Genomic DNA, 21,196 nt, shown 5'->3' on the forward strand with positions numbered 1-21,196 from the left:
ACCATCGATTATGAATTCCTTGCTGAAACCGCAGAAGCTATGGTACAGATTGCATTCATCCAAATCATGCTTAACAGATTTATCGAATGAAATCAAAACAGCTTCTAAGGTTACTGTACCTATCGACATCACTAAGCCAGCATTTGGAGATGTATTCGAAAAAGATGAAAATTGGGCTAATGATGTTTATGAAGCAAGAATTTACATCAAAGGTAATAATGCATACCTGAGATACATTGACGCATATAAAGTCAAGAGCGAATACCAAACTAAAGCTGATGCTTCTAAGCTTTACATTTCATTCAATGCTTTGGATGAATTTGGCAATTATCCTATCTTGTTCTATGGTGGAGCTCAAGAAATAGTTACAGATAATAAAACTGTTATGTTGACACCTATTAGCAGTGACATCGTATTGAACGAACAAGAAGTTTACAATGATGATAAGGATGGATTAGAAGTAAGCTTGTTAGAAGACATGTATGCTTATTACAATGTATTTGATGGTGTAAGTGTTTCTACTGAAACTAAAAAAGCATTTGCTATCACATCCGAATCATTCAAGACTCAAGTTAAGACTGCTCTTGATGGTGTTACAGCTGCAGTTTACCAGAATGGTAGTGTATTGAATAATGTAACAGTTGGTACAGATGGTATTATCGCCGCAGGTACACTCAAAGATAATAAACCAAATAATGGTTTCTTCTTCACTTTGGGCGATAAATACTTCTCTGTATGCAAGAACAACTTGGATGGAGGTAATGTTTATGACAAGTTGGATATCTACACATTGTATGTACCTGCTTGGGCAGCCATGAACACTCCGGCAATTACTTTCAATAACAATAATGTTCAAGTTAAGTTTGAAGGAACTAATGGAGAAACTGTCACTACCACTGGTGATGACATAACATTTAAACCTACTGCAGAATCTTCTACATTGAGAATTACTTTCGAAGATGCTACAGGTATGAAGTATGTACGTGATATCAAAGTACAGAAAGTTCAATAAGCAATAGAACTATCTAAATAAAAAAGCGGCTCGATTGAGCCGCTTTTTTTATGCCTATACACCACTCACGCCTTGCCTTTCAAGAAAAAAACATTATCTTTGCAGAAACCCGTTATTCATTATTAACTATTCACTACCGACATGAGCGAACTGCAAGACCGATATATCCGATTCGACTGGGCTATCAAGCGATTGCTCCGGCAAAAGGCGAATTTTGATGTCTTGGAAGGCTTCCTAACCGTATTCTTGGGCGAGCCTATCCGCATCATCGAAATCCTGGAAAGCGAAGGAAACCAGGAGACCGTTGACGATAAATTCAACCGGGTAGACATCAAGGCACGGAACAGCAAGGACGAGATTATCATCATCGAAGTGCAGAACACGCGCGAGCTTTACTATCTGGAGCGTATTCTCTACGGCGTGGCAAAAGCCATTACCGAACACATCTCGCTGGGTGATTCCTACCGCGAAGTAAAGAAAATCTATTCCATCAGCATCCTCTATTTCGACATCGGGAAGGGAAACGATTACCTCTATCACGGGCAGAACCGCTTCATCGGCGTGCATACCCACGACGAGCTTCAGGTGAACGTGAAAGAGCGCAATGCCTTCGTAACCCGTACCTCTGCCTCTATTTTCCCCGAATACATCCTGATTCGGGTCAATGAGTTCAACAGTGTAGCCGTCACTCCTTTGGAAGAATGGATGCGCTACCTGAAGGAAGGCATCATCAGCCAAAACACAACCGCTCCCGGACTAAGCCAGGCACGCGAGAAACTGCGTTATTACTCCATGTCGAAAGCCGAACAGCACGCCTATTTTGAGCACCTGAATGCTATCATGATACAGAACGATGTGCTGACCTCTGCCAAAGAAGAAGGGTTGCAGGAAGGGATTCAACAGGGAATTCAGCAAGGCATTCAACAAGGCATTCAGCAAGGACGAGAAATAGGACGCGAAGAAGGCATACAGGAAGAGCGCATAAAAACTGCCGCTAACTTGAAGAAACTAGGGATAGAAGCATCGCTTATCGCACAAGCCACCGGGCTCTCCCAGGAAGAGATAGAGAATCTTTGATTCACGTTGTTTTTATCCTGCCAATCCGGTACTTGGCTACTGACAAAAATGCATACGGCTGCATCAGCCAATTCATACGGGTGTATCGGCTTACGAAGCAGGCTTCGTTGGCTCATGAAGCTATATACGTTTAAATGAAAGAGCCGTATGTAAAAACGATATTTATGCGCAAATACTTGTAATACACAAATCAAATGCATATATTTGTCTGACTAAACTAAAAAAACTTGTTGTTATATGAAAAAGATTTTATCCATTCTCATGGTCATAGCTTGTCTAGGAATAGCTATACCAGCTCAGGCACAATTGAAATTTGGATTGAAAGGCGGTCTGAATATTACTAGCCTTTCCTTCTCAGGAGACATGTTTAAAGGAGACAACCGCACGGGGTTCTTTATCGGTCCAATGGCGGAATTTACGATTCCGGTAGTGGGATTGGGACTTGACGTGGCAGCCCTCTATAATCAGGCAAAAGGGAAAGCAAATTATTATGGCGAAGATATAATCTCCCAAAACGAGACATTGAAAAGCATTGAAGTGCCGGTAAACTTGAAATGGACATTCGGCATGGGAAGCACATTAGGGGCATATATTGCTGCCGGACCTCAATTCGGTTTTAATGTAGGAAGCGGATTGTTTAATATCGGTAAGGAAACATTCGACATGAAGAAATCTTATACTACGTTCAATGTCGGGGCAGGTGTGAAACTCGTCCAGCATCTCCAAGTCGGATTGAACTATAACTTCAGCATTAATAAAATGGCGAAAGCCCATATTGATGATTACGAAGGTTCCGTTAATATGAAAAAGAATACATGGCAAGTATCACTGGCATACCTGTTTTAAATGTAGAATGAAGCATTAAGAATGAAGAACGAAGAGGCTGTCTCAAAATAGAAGTAGCCTCTTCATTCTTAATGCTTCATTTATCTTAATCAGTCGCAAGGATAAACCACCCCCCATGCCTTGCGGAGGGTATCCATCTGTCTCATCAGACGGAGGGTTTCAGCGTGTGGCATATAAGGAGATTCCAGCCAACCTTTCTCCAAAGCCTCGATAGATGCATATACTTGATATTCATATCCAGTAATGCATTGCGGAGCACGGTATACCGCAACGATATTATAATTATCGTCAATGACTCTTACCGATTGCGGGCAATTGATGTTTTCCACAATCAGTTGCCCTTTATCGCCAGAGATAACTCCCATTCGGTCGCTCTTGGCATAGATGCTTGATTGGAGCGATGCCATTTTCCCGTCTTTATAAAATAAGGTAATGTTTTCTTGCGCATCTACCCCTGTATCTGTTAACTGGCAAGCCGATTCCATTCGTTCTACCTCTGTCCCGAAAGCCATAGCGGCAAAATTAAGTGCATATACGCCTAAGTCGAGCAATGCGCCTCCTGCCAATTCCGGGCGAAGGATGCGTTCTTTATACGAGCAAGGATAACTAAGATTTGCCGAAAGCGTATGAGGCGTGCCGATGATACCGCTCTTTATCAATTCTTGTATTTTGAACGAAAGCGGCATATACCGTGTCCAAATGGCTTCGGTGATGAAAACGCCTTTCTCTTTGGCATAATTCAATAACTCTTCCGCCTCGCGTGCATTGGCAGTAAATGCCTTTTCACACAAAACGGGTTTCCCTTTCTCGATGCACATCCGTGCATGGGCATAATGATGCGAATGCGGTGTTGCGATATAGACCAAATCCACTTCAGGGTCATCCGCAAGCTCTTCATACGAACCGTATGCCTTTTCAAATTGCCACTCGCGGGCAAATTGCTCCGCTTTTTCTTTGCTTCGGGAAGCTATGGCATAACGTGCCACGCCTTTCATACCTCCTAACGTGATTGCCATTTTCCTGGCAATCCATCCGCCACCGATAATACCGATATTGTATGTCTTCATATTGGATAAATGTTTATGTGCAAAACTATAAAAGTTTCTCAAATATTCTGTCAAGATGCACGGGTTTTTGTAACTTTGCAGCATGAAAAAGTTTGCAGATGTCATAGTGCCTTTGCCCATTCCCGGACAATATACGTATGCTGTTCCTTTAGAACTGGAAGAGAAGGTTTGTGCTGGTATCCGGGTTATTGTTCCTTTTGGGAAGAAAAAGTATTACACGGCTATCGTGACCCGTGTGCACGAGGATGCCCCTGCCGGCTATGACACGAAAGAACTTATGGAAATCCTTGACAAGAAGCCCATTCTGCTGAAACGGCAATATGATTTTTGGCAATGGATAGCCGATTATTATCTCTGTACGTTGGGCGATGTCTATAAAGCGGCATTGCCTTCGGGCATGAAGTTGGAGAGCGAAACCCTTGTGGTTGTTAATCCTGATTACGAGGCAGAATCTCCCTTAACGGAAAAAGAACAGCTCGTATTGGATACGCTAAGCCGGGACACCGGATTGTGCATCAATCAACTGGAGAAAATAACGGGCATTAAAAATCTGTTGCCGGTCATCAATAAGTTGTTGGAACGGGAAGCTATCTATATAAAGGAGGAATTAAAACGGAATTACAAGCCCCGTACTGAAGTTTTTATACGTCTTGCAGAAACAATAAAAAGTGAAACCGACCTGCATCAGTTGTTCGACACATTAAACCGTGCGCCTAAGCAATTGGCGGCTCTGATGAAATACGTAGAACTTTCGGGGTGGGTACGTCCCGGATGTTTCTTGAAAGAAGTATCGCGTAAAACTTTACTTCAAAAAGCGAATATAACCTCTTCTATCCTATCGGGACTGGTAGAGAAACATATTCTTGAACTTTATCATCAAGAAGTCGGAAGGCTGGCAAAAGGGACAATAGACACAATGCCTCTCAATCCGTTAAGCGATGCACAACAAAAGGCATACGATGAAATCGTGCAGGCATTTGCTTCAAAACCGGTCTGCCTCTTGCATGGAGTGACATCCAGCGGGAAAACGGAATTATACATTCATTTGATTGAACAAGCTATCCGGGCTGGGAAGCAAGTGCTGTATTTATTACCCGAAATCGCTTTGACTACTCAAATCACCGAACGTCTCCGCCGGGTGTTTGGCAATCGGCTGGGCATTTACCATTCGAAGTTCCCTGATGCCGAACGGGTGGAGATTTGGCAAAAGCAATTATCCGAAGACGATTATGACGTGATTTTAGGCGTACGTTCTTCGGTATTTCTTCCTTTCCGTCGGCTAGGACTGGTTATTGTGGACGAAGAACACGAGAATACTTATAAGCAACAAGAGCCCGCACCCCGTTATCATGCACGTAATGCAGCATTGGTTTTGGCATCCATATTTGGGGCTAAAACGCTTTTAGGAACAGCTACGCCCAGCATCGAGACCTATTATAACGCCATTCATGGGAAATACGGTTTTGTACAATTAACCGAACGGCACCGGCAAATCCAGTTGCCTGAAATTGAAGTAGTTGACATCAAGGAATTGGCTCGCAAGAAGCGGATGACCGCTCAATTCTCTCCGTTACTTTTGCAAAAGATAAGGGAGGCATTGGAACAAAAGGAGCAAGTCATTCTTTTTCAAAACCGGAGAGGTTTTGCCCCAATGATTGAATGCCGCACCTGCGGTTGGGTACCGAAATGCAAGAATTGTGACGTAAGTCTGACCTATCATAAAGAATTGAACCAATTGACTTGCCACTATTGCGGCTATACAGAACCCGTTCCCACATCTTGTCCGGCATGTGGAGGTACGGAATTGGTAAGCCGGGGATTCGGAACCGAAAAAGTAGAGGATAGCATCAAAGAGCTTTTCCCCGAAGCCCGGATTGCCCGTATGGACTTAGACACGACCCGCACCCGCACGGCATACGAGAAAATCATTTCCGACTTTGAAGAAGGGGAAACCGATATTCTGATTGGGACACAAATGGTTTCGAAAGGATTGGATTTCGATAGAGTCAGCGTAGTGGGCATCCTCAATGCCGATTCGATGTTGAACTATCCCGATTTCCGTTCTTACGAACGTGCTTTTCAATTGATGGCGCAAGTGGCAGGACGTGCGGGGCGGAAAGAAAAACGCGGGCTGGTTATATTACAGACCAAACAACCCGACTTGCCTTTGATACATGAAGTAGTTACGAATGATTATGCCCGCATGTTCCAAGAACAGACAGAAGAACGGAGCCTGTTCCGTTATCCGCCTTTTTACCGATTGATTTATGTGTATCTCAAACATCGGAAGCAGGAAGTCCTCGACCAAGCGGCAGATCTCATGGCAAATGTCTTGCGTCAAGGTTTGGGAGAAAGGGTTTTAGGGCCAGACCAACCTCCAATAGCCCGTATTCAGACGCTGTTTATCAAGAAGATAGTAGTAAAAGTGGAACAGCAAGCTTCTCTTTCGAAAGTGCGTGCCTACCTGCGTCAGGTGCAGCGCATGATTGTAGAAGACGAACGTTTCCGCTCCTTAATAGTATATTATGATGTAGATCCAATGTAATTATGAACATAGAATTAGACGTACATACCCATACGGTAGCCAGTGGCCATGCATTCAGCACGTTGCAGGAAATGGTAAAAGCGGCTTCCGAAAAAGGATTGAAATTATTAGGCATAACTGAACATGCCCCCAGTATTCCAGGCTCATGCAACCCGATTTATTTCCGTAATTTGTATGTAGTCCCACGCCGGATGTACGGTGTAGACTTGTTATTGGGTGCGGAAATCAATATCCTCGATTGTGAAGGGAATATTGACATGGATGAGTTTTACCTGAACCTGCTCGATTTGCGCATTGCAGGCATTCATGCGTTATGCTACAAAGGAGGAACACCCGAAGAGAATACTCACGGCATGATTCAGGCTATTTCGAATCCGTATATCCACATCATCAGCCATCCGGGTGACGGTACCGCAAAGTTGCATTTCGAACCTATCGTATTAGCGGCAAAAGAACATCATACATTATTGGAAATAAACAATTCTTCGCTTCGTCCTTGCCGGCACAAAGTAGAAGCAAGAGGCAATAATCTGGAAATTCTCCGCCTCTGCAAGCAATACGAAGTGCCTGTCATCTTAGGAAGCGACGCGCATATCTCGTTCGATATCGCTACCTACGATTATGCCCTTCAGCTTGTTGCTGAAACCGAGTTTCCTGAAGCATTGATTATGAACAATAGTGTAGAGAAATTTAAAGCATATTTGAATCTATAGAAGTTAATAAAAACATGAAACGAATCCTTTTTGTCTGTTTAGGAAATATTTGCCGTTCTGCAGCTGCAGAAGAAATCATGCGTACTTACCTGAAACGTGCCGGATTGGAAAAAGAAATAGAAGTCGATTCGGCAGGTATCAGCAGTTATCACGAAGGAGAGCTTGCCGATTCTCGGATGCGGATGCATGCCTCCCGGAGAAATTATCACATTACGCATCGTTCGCGTCCTGTGCGTACCGAAGATTTTTATGATTTCGACCTTATTTTGGGTATGGATGATGCCAATATTGATGCTTTGCATGAAAAAGCCCCCGACATTGAATCGGAAAAGAAAATCGGAAGGATGACGGATTATTGTCAAACGAAAGTAACCGACTACGTACCTGACCCCTATTATGGAGGTGCACAGGGCTTCGAAAATGTGCTTGATATTTTAGAAGACGCTTGCAATGGATTATTGCAGGCATATAGTCGTTAATACAGGTTTACTTTTCTACGATGCACCATACCGGATAATGGTCGGAGGCTCGGATGCTGCGGTCTACCTTGCACTCTAAGACACGGAAGGCGGGACTGGTAAAGATGTGGTCGATTCGGAAATACAGGTGGTTCTGATTGTAGGTAAATCCCGGACCTGCGCCTGCTTCTACAAACGCGTCATTCAATCCTTTGCCGATTACACGATGGGCATACGATATGGGCGAATCGTTGAAGTCGCCGCATACTAACATGTATTTTGCCTGATTCTTCCGGATAGTTTGCGCTACAGAATCGGCTTGCGGGGCACGAAGGGCTGCCGCATCTGCTAATTTGCGCAACAGGTGTTTCCCTTCCGTTTTTACATCCGTTTCTTGCGGGGACTTGAGCATTTCATTGTAAACCTTCTTATCGTATGCATCCAGTTTGTTTGATTCCAAGTGGTTATTGATTACTACGATTGTGTCTTGTCCGATTTTTATCCGATAGAGAATGCTTCTATTGTATAGGCTGGGATAATTGATTTCTTTTTCTTCCAAAATGGGATAACGGGAATAACATGCCAATGCATCTCCTCCTTTAATTCGTGTGGATGAATGATAAGGATAAGCGGATAGAGCCTGGTTAATCTCTTTTTGGGAGGCGTGAATGCCCGGAATAAATTCTTGCAAGCAAATAATGTCGGCTTCACACCGGCTCAGGTAAGTCAGGATAGCGTTGTTTCCTTCTTCCTTCTCCTCTCCCGGCGCAATTCCCTGCGTGTTGTATGTCAAAAATTTAAGCGTTTGGCTTCCTGCGGTTTGCTCTTTTATCGAGCCAAGCGGGAAATAAGTCCATAGGCTATTCCATCCCAATGCGAACACCGCTAAGGGGAATAATGCTCCCCATGGTTTCAGGCAAAGCCAGATAAGGCAGAAGCTTAGGTTTAACGCTATAAAAATAGGCATAAACAGCCCTGCACATGCTCCTACCGGATGTTCGGTTGGAGAGATGTATGGGCTATAGGCACATATTAGAAAGCCTATAGCCACTAAACTATTCAATAAGAATACAAGTGTTTGTATAAAATGTCTGACTAATTTCATTGTTTACTTGCATCAAACAGACTTTTCTTTTCTTCTTCGGTCAGGCTTCCATATCCCGACTTGCGAAGCTTATCTAAGATTCGGTCTATCTCGTCCGACCGCTCTTTCTTACGGGCATTAAACTCATAATCCTTTTGTTTGTCACCATAATGAACTTTCATTTTCGGTTTCTTAGATGCGGGTTTCCATCTGCCCGAACAGAAATCTAAGGCAACGTTAATCCATTTGGTCAAGTCGTGTCCTTTCACCAGTCCGGAGGCAAACCACCAACCTGCCAATGCGCCTCCCAAGTGTGCCAAGTGCCCTCCGGCATTGTCTGCCGTTACAAACAGCAAGTCGAGTACAACCATAAAGAGTGCCACATACTTGAGGCGCACAGTCCCGATGAACATGAATTGTACCGGATAATTCGGTTCACGCACGGCTGTAGCCACTACAATCGCCAATACCGAAGCCGATGCTCCAAGCAGATAGGAAGAATAAACCGCATCCTCGAAATAAGGGAAGAGGTTGTAAGCAACCATGTATAAGGCAGCTCCTGCAATGCCTCCCAAGAGATACAAGCCACGCAGGTGTTTGGCAGAGAAGAAGTTCAGGAACAGGCGTCCGAACCAATAGAGCCAGAGCATGTTGAACAAAATATGCAGGATGCCCGCATGCATGAACATGTAGGTTATCAATGTCCAAGGCTGGGTGATGAACTGCATGAACGAAGCCGGAAACATCAGATAGTTCATCCAATGTCCGCTATCCATTTTAAATAAGACCAGGAAAAGATTGACCAATGCTACTACAAGGAATATACCGGCATTGATGTAAATCAGTTGGGTGACAATGTCTCCCCGTCTGAATCCTTCCCTCAGGTTAGTAGTAAATCTGTTGTCCGCCGCCATTTTTCTTCCTCCAATAAATGATTAATATAAGTCCGAAAAGCATACCGCCCAAGTGAGCGAAATGTGCGATGCCGTCTCCTCCGGTAATGCCCAACACCAATTCGAGTACGGCGTATCCGATTACGAAATACTTGGCTTTGATAGGCATGGGGAGCGGGAAGATAAACATCTCGCTATTAGGGAACAGCATACCGAATGCCAACAGAATGGCATATACCGCGCCCGATGCTCCGACCGTGGTCAGCAGGTTCAGGTATTCATCCATAGAAATGATGCTGATTCCGGTATTGACCCGTTCGTATTGCGAAAGGTTCACTACATAGTCCACCCATTGCACGCCTTCTTGAATCAATCCCGCACCGATTCCGCAAAGGATGTAATAGAAGAGGAAACGCTTCGGTCCCCACACCATTTCCAATGTACGCCCGAACATCCATACGGCAAACATATTGAAGAAAATATGTTGGAAGTTGGCGTGCATAAACATATACGTAATGAGTTGTGCCGGATTGAAGTCGGACGCAAGGAAGAAATGCAGTCCCAGCATGTCGTTCAAGTCGACTCCATACCGTCGGGCAACCATTGCGCCCAAAAAGCAAAGCACATTGATAATTAATAGATTCTTTGTTACTGTAGGCATATTGTCTTTAGTTCTTAAGTTTATAAGTTCAATTCTTCATTTTTCATACTTCATTTCCAAAGCTTTCCCGAAGCACAATCAGGCTTTCCGGTCCCATATTGAATAACAAATCTACGATGCTCAGGTTCGGTATGAAACCGTTTTGTGCGTCAAATACCTGATAATAGGGTTGGGGCACAAACTGAGGGTCATACTCTGCATACGGCTTTTTCGGATGAATCCGCTCGCGGAAGTCTTCTATGTTTTCCGGTTCCGCATCATAATCATCGGTAGGCATCATGCAGGGTTGTAAGTCGATTTGTTCACATACCCAACGGCACAATTCCATATTGAAATCATACAAGAATTCATATTTCCGCTCGAAGAAAGCATGAAACTCATCCGCATAATAATCGAAAAACGGGCTATGCTTATAGCCTGCTACAAATGCGTTCCAATGCACGTGCCGCCAATTCCCATGGTCGGAGATACGCACGTCTTTCATCAAGCATTTCAAATCCTCGCTCTTTTCGGTCGGTATGGTCAATGCCAAGGGTCCGGAAGCCGAAGCAATCACACATCGGTTCCGGTAGGTCTGTTTCATATAATGGTCGAACCGCTCTACATAGATTTTATCATACGCATATAGTTTCGTATAATATTCTACCGGTGCCAAATAGGCTGAGCTTAGTATTATTTCTTTCTCCATAAATTTATTCTACACGTTGCAAAAAGCGTCCCTTACGGGTGGTAAACCAAATGCGCCAGGCTTTACCTATGATATATTCTTCGGGCACGAAGCCGAACAAACGGGAATCGGATAAGTTGACCGGGTCATTCGATGCCATCCAATAATAATTCTTCGTGAATGTGTACGAACGTACCGGCTTGCCTTCTATCCATAGCGTATCTCCTTTTACCGTTGCCTGCTTGCCTTCGTGTGCCATGATTGTATTGCATAACAAGACTGCATTCCAAGGATAAACCGTTACGGGGACATCCTTGCGCGGCACTACAAACGGATGTACTTCATCGGCAAGTTTGGCGTTCAGAGGCATGAACGTTATCTTTTTGCCTGCCTTTTGTGAAACCAAATACCATTCATAGCGGCTAAAGCTTCGGATAAAATCACCGTCTTCCGTATATCCTACCAACGGATTATCACGAATGTCTACTTCATCTAAAATAGCCTGTACCGCATCTTCCTGAGAAGCCGGATAAACATACAAAGCCTTGTTGTCGGGACTCCATACCTCGTTTCCGGTATCTATCAACTCCTTATTTAATAATAAGGTGTCGCCCGCCGTACCGATGCACCGGCTTATGAACACTTCCCTCCCTTCTATCCGTTTGCTTGGATTGGCTGGGTTCGGGTCGTTGAATAACACGATGTCGCCTTCTTTTATATCACAAGAGCCGAGGCGGTGATATCCGAAAACCGACGGGAAAGGCATACGCAAACCGTAGCTCCACTTGTTTATCAATACCCCTTCGCCCTGATAAAGCGTATTCTCCATTCCGGAAGAAGGGATAAAACACGATGTCACAAGAAAAGCTTTCACTAAGATAACCGCCAGAATGCATCCGGCAGCCCCTTTTAGTACGGTTTTCCAGTTTGCATGCATTTATTTACTTTATCGTATCCACAAACTTAAACAAGCGGTTCCAACGGACTTTTCCGTCCAGCCAATCGCGGTCTTGGTCTAAAGATAACCAGATGAATATCGGTTTTCCTACGATATGGTCTTCGGGCACGAATCCCCAAAAACGGGAATCGGCGGAATTGTGACGGTTATCACCCATCATCCAATAATAATCCATCTTAAATGTATAGCGGGTGGTTTCTTGTCCGTTAATATAAATTTTTCCGTCTTTCACATCGATGCTATTCCCCTCGTATGCGTGAATCGGGCGTTCGTACATCGGGAGGTTATCGAGTGTCAGGTCGATAGTCTCGCCTTTCTTCGGAATCCAGATAGGGCCGTAATTGTCCAATGTCCAGCCCGTGACCTTATTCACCGGATAAAGTCCGTCCACCGGTTCATCGGGCATATTCTCAATGGAAACCACAATGTCTTTCCGAGCCAATAAAGCCGCTTTCGCCTTTTCGGTCAAAGGAAGGTTATAGACCGACTCTTCCGCATAATACATCATCCGGTCTTCCTGGCTGATGCCTAATTCGTGGCACAAGTCATCGGGAAGCATGCCTTTGGTGTGTACGATATACCGGTATTGCACGTTATCCGGTTCCTTGTTCGGCTTCCCGTCTAAGTAAACGATGCGGTTTTTGATTTCCAAAGTCTGTCCGGGCAAGCCCACACACCGTTTCACATAGTTCTCCCGCCGGTCCACCGGGCGTGCGATGACCTTTCCATATAGTTGCGGGTTCTCATTTATATATTTGCGTCCGGCTGCGTAATAGTATTCAAAGACTTGTCTTTGCTGCTCCAATGTCAAACGGGACATATCGACCGGTTGAGACAATTGTTTGCCCGCGTCATAGCTCATGCGGTACAAGTCATCGGCTGGTATAGCCGTAGCTACACTATCTCCAGCCGGGAAGTTAAACACTACAATGTCATTGAGTTGTACGGTTCCCAATCCGCTTACACGCTTATAGTCCCATTGAATCCACTCCAAGTAAGACTTGCAATTGAATACCGGAAGCGTATGTTGGGTGAGCGGCATGTGAAGGGGAGTTTGCGGGATGCGTGCCCCGTAGCTCATCTTACTTACAAACAAATAATCGCCTACCAATAATGATTTTTCTAAGGATGAAGAAGGAATCACATAGTTTTGGAAGAAGTAGAGATTGACAAAGTAGACCGCTACCAAAGCGAATACAATGGCATCCACCCAACCCATAACGGTCAGTACGGTCTTGTTTTTCGACTTTTTCCACCACGTCCATGGAATCTTCTTCGTGATATAGGCATCAAAAATAAACGGAATGACGATAATGCCCAGCCAGCTCTTCAACCAGATGAGGAACGCTATATAGAATAGGAGGACAATACCGAACTTAATCCATTGCCTGCGCGACGCTTGTATCATAAGCCTGTATTAAAATTGAAATAAATCGTTCATACCTAAAAAGCCTTTGTGCGTAGCCGTATATTCAGCGGCTAATACGGCTCCCAAAGCAAACCCTTTCCGGTTCTTGGCATCGTGTGTAATGATAATCGAATCGGCTTCCGACTCGTACCGGATGGTATGGATGCCCGGCACTTCATCCCGTCGGATGGCACTTACGGGCAATTCATTCGGAGCACATTCCGTAGTGCCGCTCACCGTACCGTCGGGTGCGGTCAGTGTTCCCATTACCCATTTATCTTTCCGGTCCAAGTTCTCAAGGATGCCTTCAGCCAATGTGATAGCCGTTCCGCTGGGTGCGTCCAACTTATGAATATGATGAGTCTCCACCATCGATACATCATAATTGGGGAAGTTGTTCATAATCTTTGCCAAATACTTATTGACCGCCGAGAAGACGGCTACACCCAAACTGAAATTGGAAGACCAGAACAAGGTTTTTCCTTCTTCTTTGCACAAGCGGCGCATCTCCTCGCCATGCTCGCCTATCCAGCCTGTACTGCCCGACACAACCTTTACCCCTTGCTTGAACGCGTCCAAGCAATTGCCGTATGCCACCGAAGGAGCCGTAAACTCAATGGCGACATCTGCCGAGCGGAATGCGTCTGAATCCATGTCCTGACGATTGTCTACATCGATGATGCTTACTATCTCATGTCCGCGGGAAAGAGCTATCTTTTCAATCTCTTTACCCATCTTTCCATATCCGATTAATGCTATTTTCATAATTAACTTATTTATTTTCTGCACAAAGATAGGAAATTTCGTTATTACTAATGACATTTATCCAACATTTACACCTCATTAACATGGAACAACTTTTGCATTACGTGTGGAAACACAAGCTTTTTGCCCTCAAACCCCAGCAAACCACCGATGGGAAAGCGGTAGAAATTATTGACCCGGGATTGCAAAACATCCATGCGGGACCGGACTTTTTCAACGCTAAAATCAAGATAGACGGAGTGTTATGGGTAGGGAATGTGGAGATACACCAACAAGCTTCCGACTGGTTCAAGCATAATCATCACCAAGACCCAGCATACGATTCGGTCATCCTCCATGTCGCTTCTCAAATCGACGCGGCTCCTGCCCGCACCAATGGAGAGCCTATCCCCCAAATGGAATTGCGCTATCCGTCTTACCTTGCATCCAATTACGAACGGCTTCTTCGGGAAGACCGCTATCCGGCATGCCATGAATTAATCCCCCAATTATCCCCGTTCTTTTTACATAGCTGGCTTTCCAGTCTTCAAATCGAACGGTTCGAGGCAAAGGCCGGACAAATCCTGCAACGCTTAGAAGCCTGCAACCGCGATTGGGAAAACGCTTTCTTCATTACCTTGGCACGTAATTTCGGGTTCGGAGTCAATGCCGATACGTTCGAGTTGTGGGCAAAATCCGTTCCTTTAGGAGCGGTTAACAAGCACAGGGACAACTTGTTTCAGATAGAAGCTATCTTTTTCGGCCAAGCCGGGCTTTTGGAAGAGCTTCCCGTTGACGCTTATACCGAAAGCATGATGAAAGAATACAAATACCTGAGGCATAAGTTTGAACTCACCCCTTCTTCCGAGTGCCATTGGCGTTTTCTCCGGATGCGTCCGGGAAATTTCCCGCATATCCGTATCGCCCAACTGGCATGCCTCTATCATCGGTCCCAGGGCTTACTCTCCCAACTAATGGAAATGGAAACCTTGAAACAAGCGCGAGACCTCTTGCGGGGAGGCACTTCCGAATACTGGCTGACCCATTATACGTTTGGCGAAATTTCTCCTTCGCATCCGAAGACATTAAGCAACAGTTCCATCGACCTGCTGATTATCAATACCGTGATACCTTTCTTATATGCATACGGAAAGCATAAGGCAAACGAAATCCTCTGCATGCGTGCCGGGCAATTCTTGGAAGAACTGAAGCCGGAAAACAATAATATTATCCGGATGTGGCAAGAGTGCGGGGTGAAAGCTTCGCATGCCGGAGATAGTCAAGCCTTAATTCAACTTAAAAAAAACTATTGTGATTTGAAAAAATGCTTATATTGCCGCATCGGATATGAATACTTAAAAAAGAACCGGAACGTATGAATTACATTTATGAACTGAAAATGAAGGTGCGCGATTATGAATGCGACCTGCAAGGCATTGTGAACAACGCGAATTACCAGCACTATATCGAACATACCCGGCATGAATTCCTGCTCTCTACAGGCATCAGCTTCGCCAAGCTTCATGCAGACGGTATCGACCCTGTAGTGGCACGGCTCACCATGGCTTTCAAGACTCCCTTGAAAAGCGGAGACGAATTTGTATCGAAACTCTACCTGAAGAAAGAAGGAATCAAGTATGTTTTCTATCAAGACATCTTCCGTTTGCCCGACATGAAAATCGTGATTAAATCGACGGTAGAGACGGTTTGCCTCATTGGCGGACGGTTGAGCGATAGCGAATTATTCAATCAACTCTTTGCACCCTATCTGACGGAATGAACACCAGCGAAACACTTTACCGGTTAGCCCTGACCCAATTGCCCGGCATCGGAATCAACCATGCGCACACTCTTTTGCAAGCCGCCGGAAGCGCTACGGTGCTCTTCGAACACCGGAAAGAACTCCCGGACATCTTGCCCGACATGCCCGCCCGGCTCGTCCAAGCGTTCGACCATCCGGAGATACTCCGCCGGTGCGAGGCAGAACTTTCCTTTGCCGAAAAGAACCGGATAGCTTGCCTTACGGAAGAAGACGAAGCATATCCTTCCCGCTTAAGGGAATGCAGCGACGCTCCGCTTGTCCTTTTCTATCAAGGTACGGCAGACCTGAACCGGCGCCACATCATCAGCATGGTCGGCACACGCAATGCCACCGATTATGGAAAGGACCTGTGCCTTCGTTTCATCCGGGATTTGAAAGAATCGCTTCCCGATGCCATTATCGTAAGCGGACTGGCGTATGGCATTGATATCCATGCGCACCGCGCCGCTTTGCAATGCGGATTGGACACCATTGGTGTATTGGCTCACGGACTGGACCGGATTTATCCTTTCGTACACCGGAATACCGCTTCGGAAATGACTTCGCACGGAGGGTTGCTAACCGAATTCATGAGCGGGACCAATCCGGACAGGCAGAACTTTGTGAAACGGAACCGCATCGTTGCAGGGATAAGCGACGCTACGGTTGTGGTAGAATCGGCGAAGAAAGGAGGCTCGCTCATTACGGCGGAGATAGCGGAGGGGTATCATCGGGATTGCTTCGCTTTCCCCGGCAGGATTGGAGACGCGTTTTCAGAAGGATGCAATCATTTGATTAGCGCCAACCGTGCCGTTTTGCTTCAAAGCGCGGACGAATTGGTAAAAGCCATGAATTGGGATTGCCCGAAGGAGATTCCCCAAGCCATCCAGCGCCAACTCTTCCCGGAAATGAATCCGGAAGAATCGCGTATCGTACAAATCTTGCGGAAATATCCCGAAGGCATCCAGGTGAACAGCCTCGTGGTAGAGAGCAACATCGCCATCACCAGCATGACCGGCATTCTCTTCGAACTGGAACTGAAAGGAGTGGTCAAGAGCCTTGCCGGGGGCATGTACCGGCTGGTATAGATGCGGAAAGAAGATTCGGGAGGCAGTTTATGGGAAAATAAAACTAACTTTGGACGCTCCGCAAGCCGCATCCGTGCCGAACTGGGGATTTAATTGCGCTCCGGGAATTTCAGTCCGGGTTGCTCCAATAGCTCTACCGCTTTGTTTACAGTGTCACTCATGCGGTTGATGACTTGGAAATATTCGTTCATATCCCAAAGGTCACGGGCGATGAGCGCTTTCAGTTGGGCTTTGATTAGAGGCAGAGCCAGTTGGTATTCTTCTTCCTTATAGACGGCTCCTAAGGACTTGCCTAACGTTTTCAGGTCGTCCAACATGGCTGGAGTAATCTCGAACTCTTTATCAAAATGTTGGAAATCCTTGTATCGCGCCAACCATTCTGCCCGATGTACATCCACTAATTTCAGGTTTTGTTGCACTATCGCGCCTTTATCTCGCAAGGCAAGGTAATAATCGGTGTACATCGTGGTATCTACCGGGACAAAATAATCGGGCATAATCCCGCCTCCTCCGTAAATGGTACGGCCTAAACGTAAGGTTTTATACTTCAGTGAATCAGGGAAATGAATGCTGTCCGCACTTAACATTTCACCTCGGTTATAGCGGTCTATCAAATCATGGTTATATTCTTCAATGCTTTCGTAGGGCTTTTGGATGCATCGTCCTGACGGGGTATAATAGCGGGCTACGGTCAACCGAATCATGGAGCCGTCCGGCAAGTCAATCGGACGCTGCACCAATCCTTTTCCGAACGAGCGTCTTCCTACCACCAATCCTCTGTCCCAATCTTGAACCGCTCCGGTTACAATTTCGCTGGCTGAGGCTGAAAACTCGTCTACCAATACAACCAAGCGTCCTTCTCGAAAGTCTCCATTCCCTTCAGCCTCAAATTCGGCACGCGGATTCCGGCGTCCTTCGGTATATACGATTAATTCATTATTGCCCAAGAATTGGTTTGCCAATTCGATGGCTGCATTCAGATAGCCTCCTCCGTTGCCTTGCAGGTCAAGAATCAAATCTTTCATGCCTGCCTTTTGCAAACGGTGTAAAGCGTCTGCAAATTCTTTTCCCGTGGTGGCGGCAAAACGGTTGATACGGATATAGCCGATATGCTTATTCACCATATACGAAGCGTCGAGGCTATATACCGGAATCTTATCCCGTGTAATGGTAAACGGAAGCAAGTCGGATACGCCTCTGCGTTGCACTTTTACATTTACTTTGGTGCCTCGCTTGCCGCGTAAACGCCGCATCACGTCTTCCGTGCTCATCTTTACTCCGGCTATTACGGTGTCGTTCACTTCTATAATGCGGTCTCCAGCCAAAATCCCGACCTTTTCCGAAGGTCCTCCCGATACGGGCTGGATAACGAATAACGTATCTGTAGCCATATTAAACTGAATGCCGATGCCATCGAAATTGCCCTGCAAAGGCTCGTTTAAAGCCTTTACTTCTTCAGGGTCGGAATAGGTGGAATGCGGGTCAAGTTCTTTCAACATGCTGATGATAGCGTCTTCCACTAATTTATTTTCGTTTACTTCGTCTACGTAAAGGTTGGCAATGGCAAACTCAGCCAATTGCAATTTGCGGGAAGGGGAATTTAAAAGCTTGTTGTTTTGTGCTTGAAGCGAAAGTGCAAAAAGCATACAACTCAATGTAGTCAAGATATATTTCATATAAATGAAGAATTATATATTAATGTCTAAGTCGGCAGGCAGGAATGTGCTTACATCCTTGCCATACGACAACAATTCACGGACTATGGTAGAGCTGATGGAAGTCAGTTCCGGTTCGGTAAAGAGCAGGATAGTTTCTACTCCCGCTAATTTGCGATTAATATCGGCTATCGTTTCTTCGTATTCAAAATCGTGTACCGTGCGGATGCCTCGGATTATGAATTGGGCTTCCCGCATGCGTGCAAAGTCTACCGTCAATCCGTCGTATGCTTCTACCCGGATGCGGGGATTGTCCGCATAAAGCTTTTCAATCATCCGCACGCGTTTTTCGGTCGGGAACCACGTATGTTTCTTTTCATTTACGCCGATACCGATAATGATTTCATCCATAAAAGTCAAGGCACGTTCCACAACCGAATAATGCCCGATAGTAAAGGGGTCGAATGTCCCCGGAAATATTGCTCTTTTCATGAGTTAATAATTAACAATGAATAGTGAATAGTGAACGGTTAACAGCCATCGGAAATAACTATTAACTATTCACTCTTCACTATTAACTGATTAAGTCTTCTTCTACTACCAAATTATTGATAATGAAGTTTTGACGCTCCATTGTATTCTTGCCCATATAGAACTCCAGCAATTCGCCTACGGCATCGGTCTTGCGCAGGGAAACCTGCTCCAGGCGCATGTCTTTACCGATAAAGTTCCGGAATTCATCTGGGGATATTTCTCCTAATCCTTTGAATCGGGTGATTTCTGGATTCGGGCTTAATTTCTCGATTGCAGCCAGCCGTTCTTCTTCCGAATAACAATAAATCGTTTCGTATACTCCCTTCTTCCGGTTACGCACACGGAAGAGAGGGGTCTGCAAGATATATACGTGACCCTTTTTAATTAAATCCGGGAAGAACTGGAGAAAGAAGGTTATCATCAGCAAGCGGATATGCATTCCGTCCACATCAGCATCGGTGGCTACTATTACCTTATTATACCGGAGTCCGTCCAGTCCGTCTTCAATATTCAATGCCGCTTGAAGGAGATTGAATTCCTCGTTTTCATATACTACTTTTTTGGTCAAGCCAAACGAGTTCAAGGGTTTTCCGCGCAAGCTGAATACCGCTTGTGTATTTACATCGCGGCTCTTCGTAATGGAACCGCTTGCCGAATCTCCCTCGGTGATGAAGATAGAGCTTTCCAGACGTGGGTCGTTTTCTTCGTCTTTCTTTGAGGTTTTTTGGTCGTTCAAATGAATGCGGCAATCACGCAACTTGCGGTTGTGCAAATTGGCTTTCTTCGCTCTTTCCCGGGCAATCTTGGTTACACCTGCGATTGCCTTGCGTTCTTTTTCCGATTCTTGAATCTTCTGCAACATGATATCTGCCACATCCGAATGTTTGTGCAAATAATTATCGACATTCTCCTTAATGAAATCGCCTACGAATTTGTTGACACTCACTCCCGACAAGGGGTATGGATTACCGTCTGAATCTTTCTCCGGCGCCATCACCAACGACCCTAATTTAATCTTGGTTTGGCTCTCGAAGGTCGGTTCGATAACATTAATGGCAATAGCCGCCACTAATCCGTTGCGGATGTCTTGGTATTCAAGGTTTTTCCCATAAAACTCCTTAATCGTACGGGCAATGTGTTCCTTGAAAGCGCTTTGATGCGTACCTCCTTGTGTGGTATGCTGCCCGTTGACAAACGAATAATATTCTTCGCCATATTGTGCCGTATGGGTAAAAGCGATTTCAATGTCCTCGCCTTTCAGATGCACAATCGGATACAATCCCGGAGCGGTCATATTGTCGTTCAATAAGTCCTCCAGTCCGTTGCGGCTGATAATCCGTTTCCCGTTATAGTAAATAGCCAGCCCGGTGTTGAGGTACGTATAGTTGCGGAGCATGGTCTCGATGAACTCCGGGCGGAAGTGATAATTCAAAAACAAGGTATTGTCCGGTTCGAAGAAAATAAACGTACCGTTTTCTTCATTAGTCGAAGTGGTTGTATCGCTTATCAGGTTTCCCCGTTCGAAGATAGCTTCGCGCATCTGCCCGTCACGCACACTCCGTGCGATAAAGCGGGTGCTTAACGCATTCACAGCTTTGGCACCGACTCCGTTCAGACCGACACTTTTCTTAAAAGCTTTTGTGTCGTATTTTCCTCCGGTATTCAACATGGAAACCGCGTCAACCAAGCTTCCCAACGGAATGCCTCGCCCATAATCGCGGACCGAAACACGTAAATCATCTTCCAATTGGATGTCGATACGTTTGCCTGCTCCCATCTTGAATTCATCGATACTATTGTCTATCACTTCTTTCATCAAGACATAGATACCGTCTTCAACTTGAGAGCCGTCTCCTAAACGTCCGATATACATACCCGGACGAGTACGCACATGCTCCATATCGCTCAAATGGCGAATATTTTCTTCCGTATAAGAAACGGCAGGTTGTATCAGTTCGTTTTCTTCTTCCATGCTTTTTTTGTTT

At 45.3% G+C, this 21,196-nt stretch carries 20 protein-coding genes; 9 read left to right on the forward strand and 11 right to left on the reverse strand.

The window, feature by feature from the left end:
* The 3 genes from B5F91_RS09080 to B5F91_RS09090 form a co-directional block, all read left to right on the forward strand.
* A partial coding sequence (locus B5F91_RS09080) for a hypothetical protein (RefSeq protein ID WP_204244676.1) occupies positions 1–1,012 on the forward strand: 1,012 nt, incomplete at its 5' end.
* 141 nt (positions 1,013–1,153) lie between these two features.
* Positions 1,154–2,089 (forward strand): Rpn family recombination-promoting nuclease/putative transposase, encoded by a 936-nt coding sequence (locus tag B5F91_RS09085; protein WP_087428780.1) that lies wholly within the window; start codon positions 1,154–1,156, stop codon positions 2,087–2,089.
* Positions 2,090–2,326: 237 nt separating this feature from the next.
* Positions 2,327–2,935, forward strand: a complete 609-nt coding sequence (locus B5F91_RS09090; protein ID WP_087428781.1) for a porin family protein — start codon at positions 2,327–2,329, stop codon at positions 2,933–2,935.
* 89 nt (positions 2,936–3,024) lie between these two features.
* On the opposite strand, the gene B5F91_RS09095 is transcribed toward B5F91_RS09090, so the two are convergent.
* Positions 3,025–4,122 carry a Gfo/Idh/MocA family oxidoreductase gene (locus B5F91_RS09095; protein WP_343210821.1) on the reverse strand — a complete coding sequence of 366 codons (1,098 nt, stop codon included), beginning with the start codon at positions 4,120–4,122 and terminating at the stop codon, positions 3,025–3,027.
* Between B5F91_RS09095 and priA the strand changes: the two genes are divergently transcribed.
* From priA to B5F91_RS09110, 3 genes are read left to right on the forward strand one after another with little or no spacing between them, the layout of a single operon-like run.
* Positions 4,085–6,547, forward strand: a complete 2,463-nt coding sequence (priA, locus tag B5F91_RS09100; RefSeq protein ID WP_087428783.1) for a primosomal protein N' — start codon at positions 4,085–4,087, stop codon at positions 6,545–6,547. The two genes, B5F91_RS09095 and priA, sit on opposite strands and share 38 nt — an antisense overlap.
* A 2-nt stretch (positions 6,548–6,549) precedes the next feature.
* A complete protein-coding gene (locus B5F91_RS09105) occupies positions 6,550–7,260 on the forward strand; it encodes a phosphatase (RefSeq protein WP_087428784.1) in 711 nt (236 codons plus the stop codon).
* A 14-nt stretch (positions 7,261–7,274) separates the two neighbouring features.
* Positions 7,275–7,739, forward strand: a complete 465-nt coding sequence (locus B5F91_RS09110; RefSeq protein WP_087428785.1) for a low molecular weight protein-tyrosine-phosphatase — start codon at positions 7,275–7,277, stop codon at positions 7,737–7,739.
* A gap of 7 nt (positions 7,740–7,746) precedes the next feature.
* On the opposite strand, the gene B5F91_RS09115 is transcribed toward B5F91_RS09110, so the two are convergent.
* The 7 genes from B5F91_RS09115 to dapB are packed head-to-tail and all read right to left on the reverse strand — an operon-like array spanning position 7,747 to position 14,154.
* Entirely contained in the window at positions 7,747–8,823 is a 1,077-nt protein-coding gene (locus B5F91_RS09115; RefSeq protein ID WP_087428786.1) for an endonuclease/exonuclease/phosphatase family protein, read from the reverse strand.
* Positions 8,820–9,716 (reverse strand): rhomboid family intramembrane serine protease, encoded by an 897-nt coding sequence (locus B5F91_RS09120; protein ID WP_087428787.1) that lies wholly within the window; start codon positions 9,714–9,716, stop codon positions 8,820–8,822. The genes B5F91_RS09115 and B5F91_RS09120 overlap by 4 nt, the downstream gene beginning before the upstream one ends.
* A complete protein-coding gene (locus tag B5F91_RS09125) occupies positions 9,688–10,356 on the reverse strand; it encodes a rhomboid family intramembrane serine protease (protein WP_087428788.1) in 669 nt (222 codons plus the stop codon). The genes B5F91_RS09120 and B5F91_RS09125 overlap by 29 nt, the downstream gene beginning before the upstream one ends.
* Positions 10,357–10,399: 43 nt before the next feature.
* On the reverse strand, positions 10,400–11,044 hold the full coding sequence (locus tag B5F91_RS09130; protein ID WP_087428789.1) for a WbqC family protein: 645 nt from the start codon (positions 11,042–11,044) through the stop codon (positions 10,400–10,402).
* A 4-nt stretch (positions 11,045–11,048) separates the two neighbouring features.
* Positions 11,049–11,960 carry a signal peptidase I gene (gene lepB / locus B5F91_RS09135; protein ID WP_087428790.1) on the reverse strand — a complete coding sequence of 304 codons (912 nt, stop codon included), beginning with the start codon at positions 11,958–11,960 and terminating at the stop codon, positions 11,049–11,051.
* 4 nt (positions 11,961–11,964) lie between these two features.
* Positions 11,965–13,389: a signal peptidase I gene (lepB, locus tag B5F91_RS09140; protein ID WP_087428791.1), complete on the reverse strand. Its 1,425-nt coding sequence runs from the start codon at positions 13,387–13,389 to the stop codon at positions 11,965–11,967.
* 9 nt (positions 13,390–13,398) lie between these two features.
* On the reverse strand, positions 13,399–14,154 hold the full coding sequence (gene dapB / locus B5F91_RS09145; protein ID WP_087428792.1) for a 4-hydroxy-tetrahydrodipicolinate reductase: 756 nt from the start codon (positions 14,152–14,154) through the stop codon (positions 13,399–13,401).
* Positions 14,155–14,237: 83 nt separating this feature from the next.
* Between dapB and B5F91_RS09150 the strand changes: the two genes are divergently transcribed.
* The 3 genes from B5F91_RS09150 to dprA are packed head-to-tail and all read left to right on the forward strand — an operon-like array spanning position 14,238 to position 17,022.
* Positions 14,238–15,512: a DUF2851 family protein gene (locus B5F91_RS09150; protein WP_087428841.1), complete on the forward strand. Its 1,275-nt coding sequence runs from the start codon at positions 14,238–14,240 to the stop codon at positions 15,510–15,512.
* Positions 15,509–15,913, forward strand: coding sequence for an acyl-CoA thioesterase (locus tag B5F91_RS09155; RefSeq protein WP_087428793.1), 405 nt, complete (start codon positions 15,509–15,511; stop codon positions 15,911–15,913). Before B5F91_RS09150 ends, B5F91_RS09155 begins: the two co-directional genes overlap by 4 nt.
* Complete coding sequence (gene dprA, locus B5F91_RS09160; protein ID WP_087428794.1) at positions 15,910–17,022, forward strand: DNA-processing protein DprA; 1,113 nt, start codon at positions 15,910–15,912, stop codon at positions 17,020–17,022. Before B5F91_RS09155 ends, dprA begins: the two co-directional genes overlap by 4 nt.
* Positions 17,023–17,111: 89 nt before the next feature.
* Here dprA and B5F91_RS09165 read toward each other — a convergent pair whose 3' ends face one another.
* The 3 genes from B5F91_RS09165 to B5F91_RS09175 form a co-directional block, all read right to left on the reverse strand.
* On the reverse strand, positions 17,112–18,698 hold the full coding sequence (locus B5F91_RS09165) for a S41 family peptidase (protein ID WP_087428795.1): 1,587 nt from the start codon (positions 18,696–18,698) through the stop codon (positions 17,112–17,114).
* 12 nt (positions 18,699–18,710) lie between these two features.
* Positions 18,711–19,169, reverse strand: coding sequence for a pantetheine-phosphate adenylyltransferase (coaD, locus tag B5F91_RS09170; protein ID WP_087428796.1), 459 nt, complete (start codon positions 19,167–19,169; stop codon positions 18,711–18,713).
* Positions 19,170–19,251: 82 nt separating this feature from the next.
* On the reverse strand, positions 19,252–21,183 hold the full coding sequence (locus B5F91_RS09175) for a DNA topoisomerase IV subunit B (RefSeq protein WP_087428797.1): 1,932 nt from the start codon (positions 21,181–21,183) through the stop codon (positions 19,252–19,254).
* Between the last annotated feature and the right edge of the window lie 13 nt (positions 21,184–21,196).

Origin of the sequence: Bacteroides sp. An322, assembly GCF_002161765.1 — a bacterium.
Classification (GTDB): Bacteria; Bacteroidota; Bacteroidia; order Bacteroidales; family Bacteroidaceae; genus Phocaeicola; species Phocaeicola merdavium.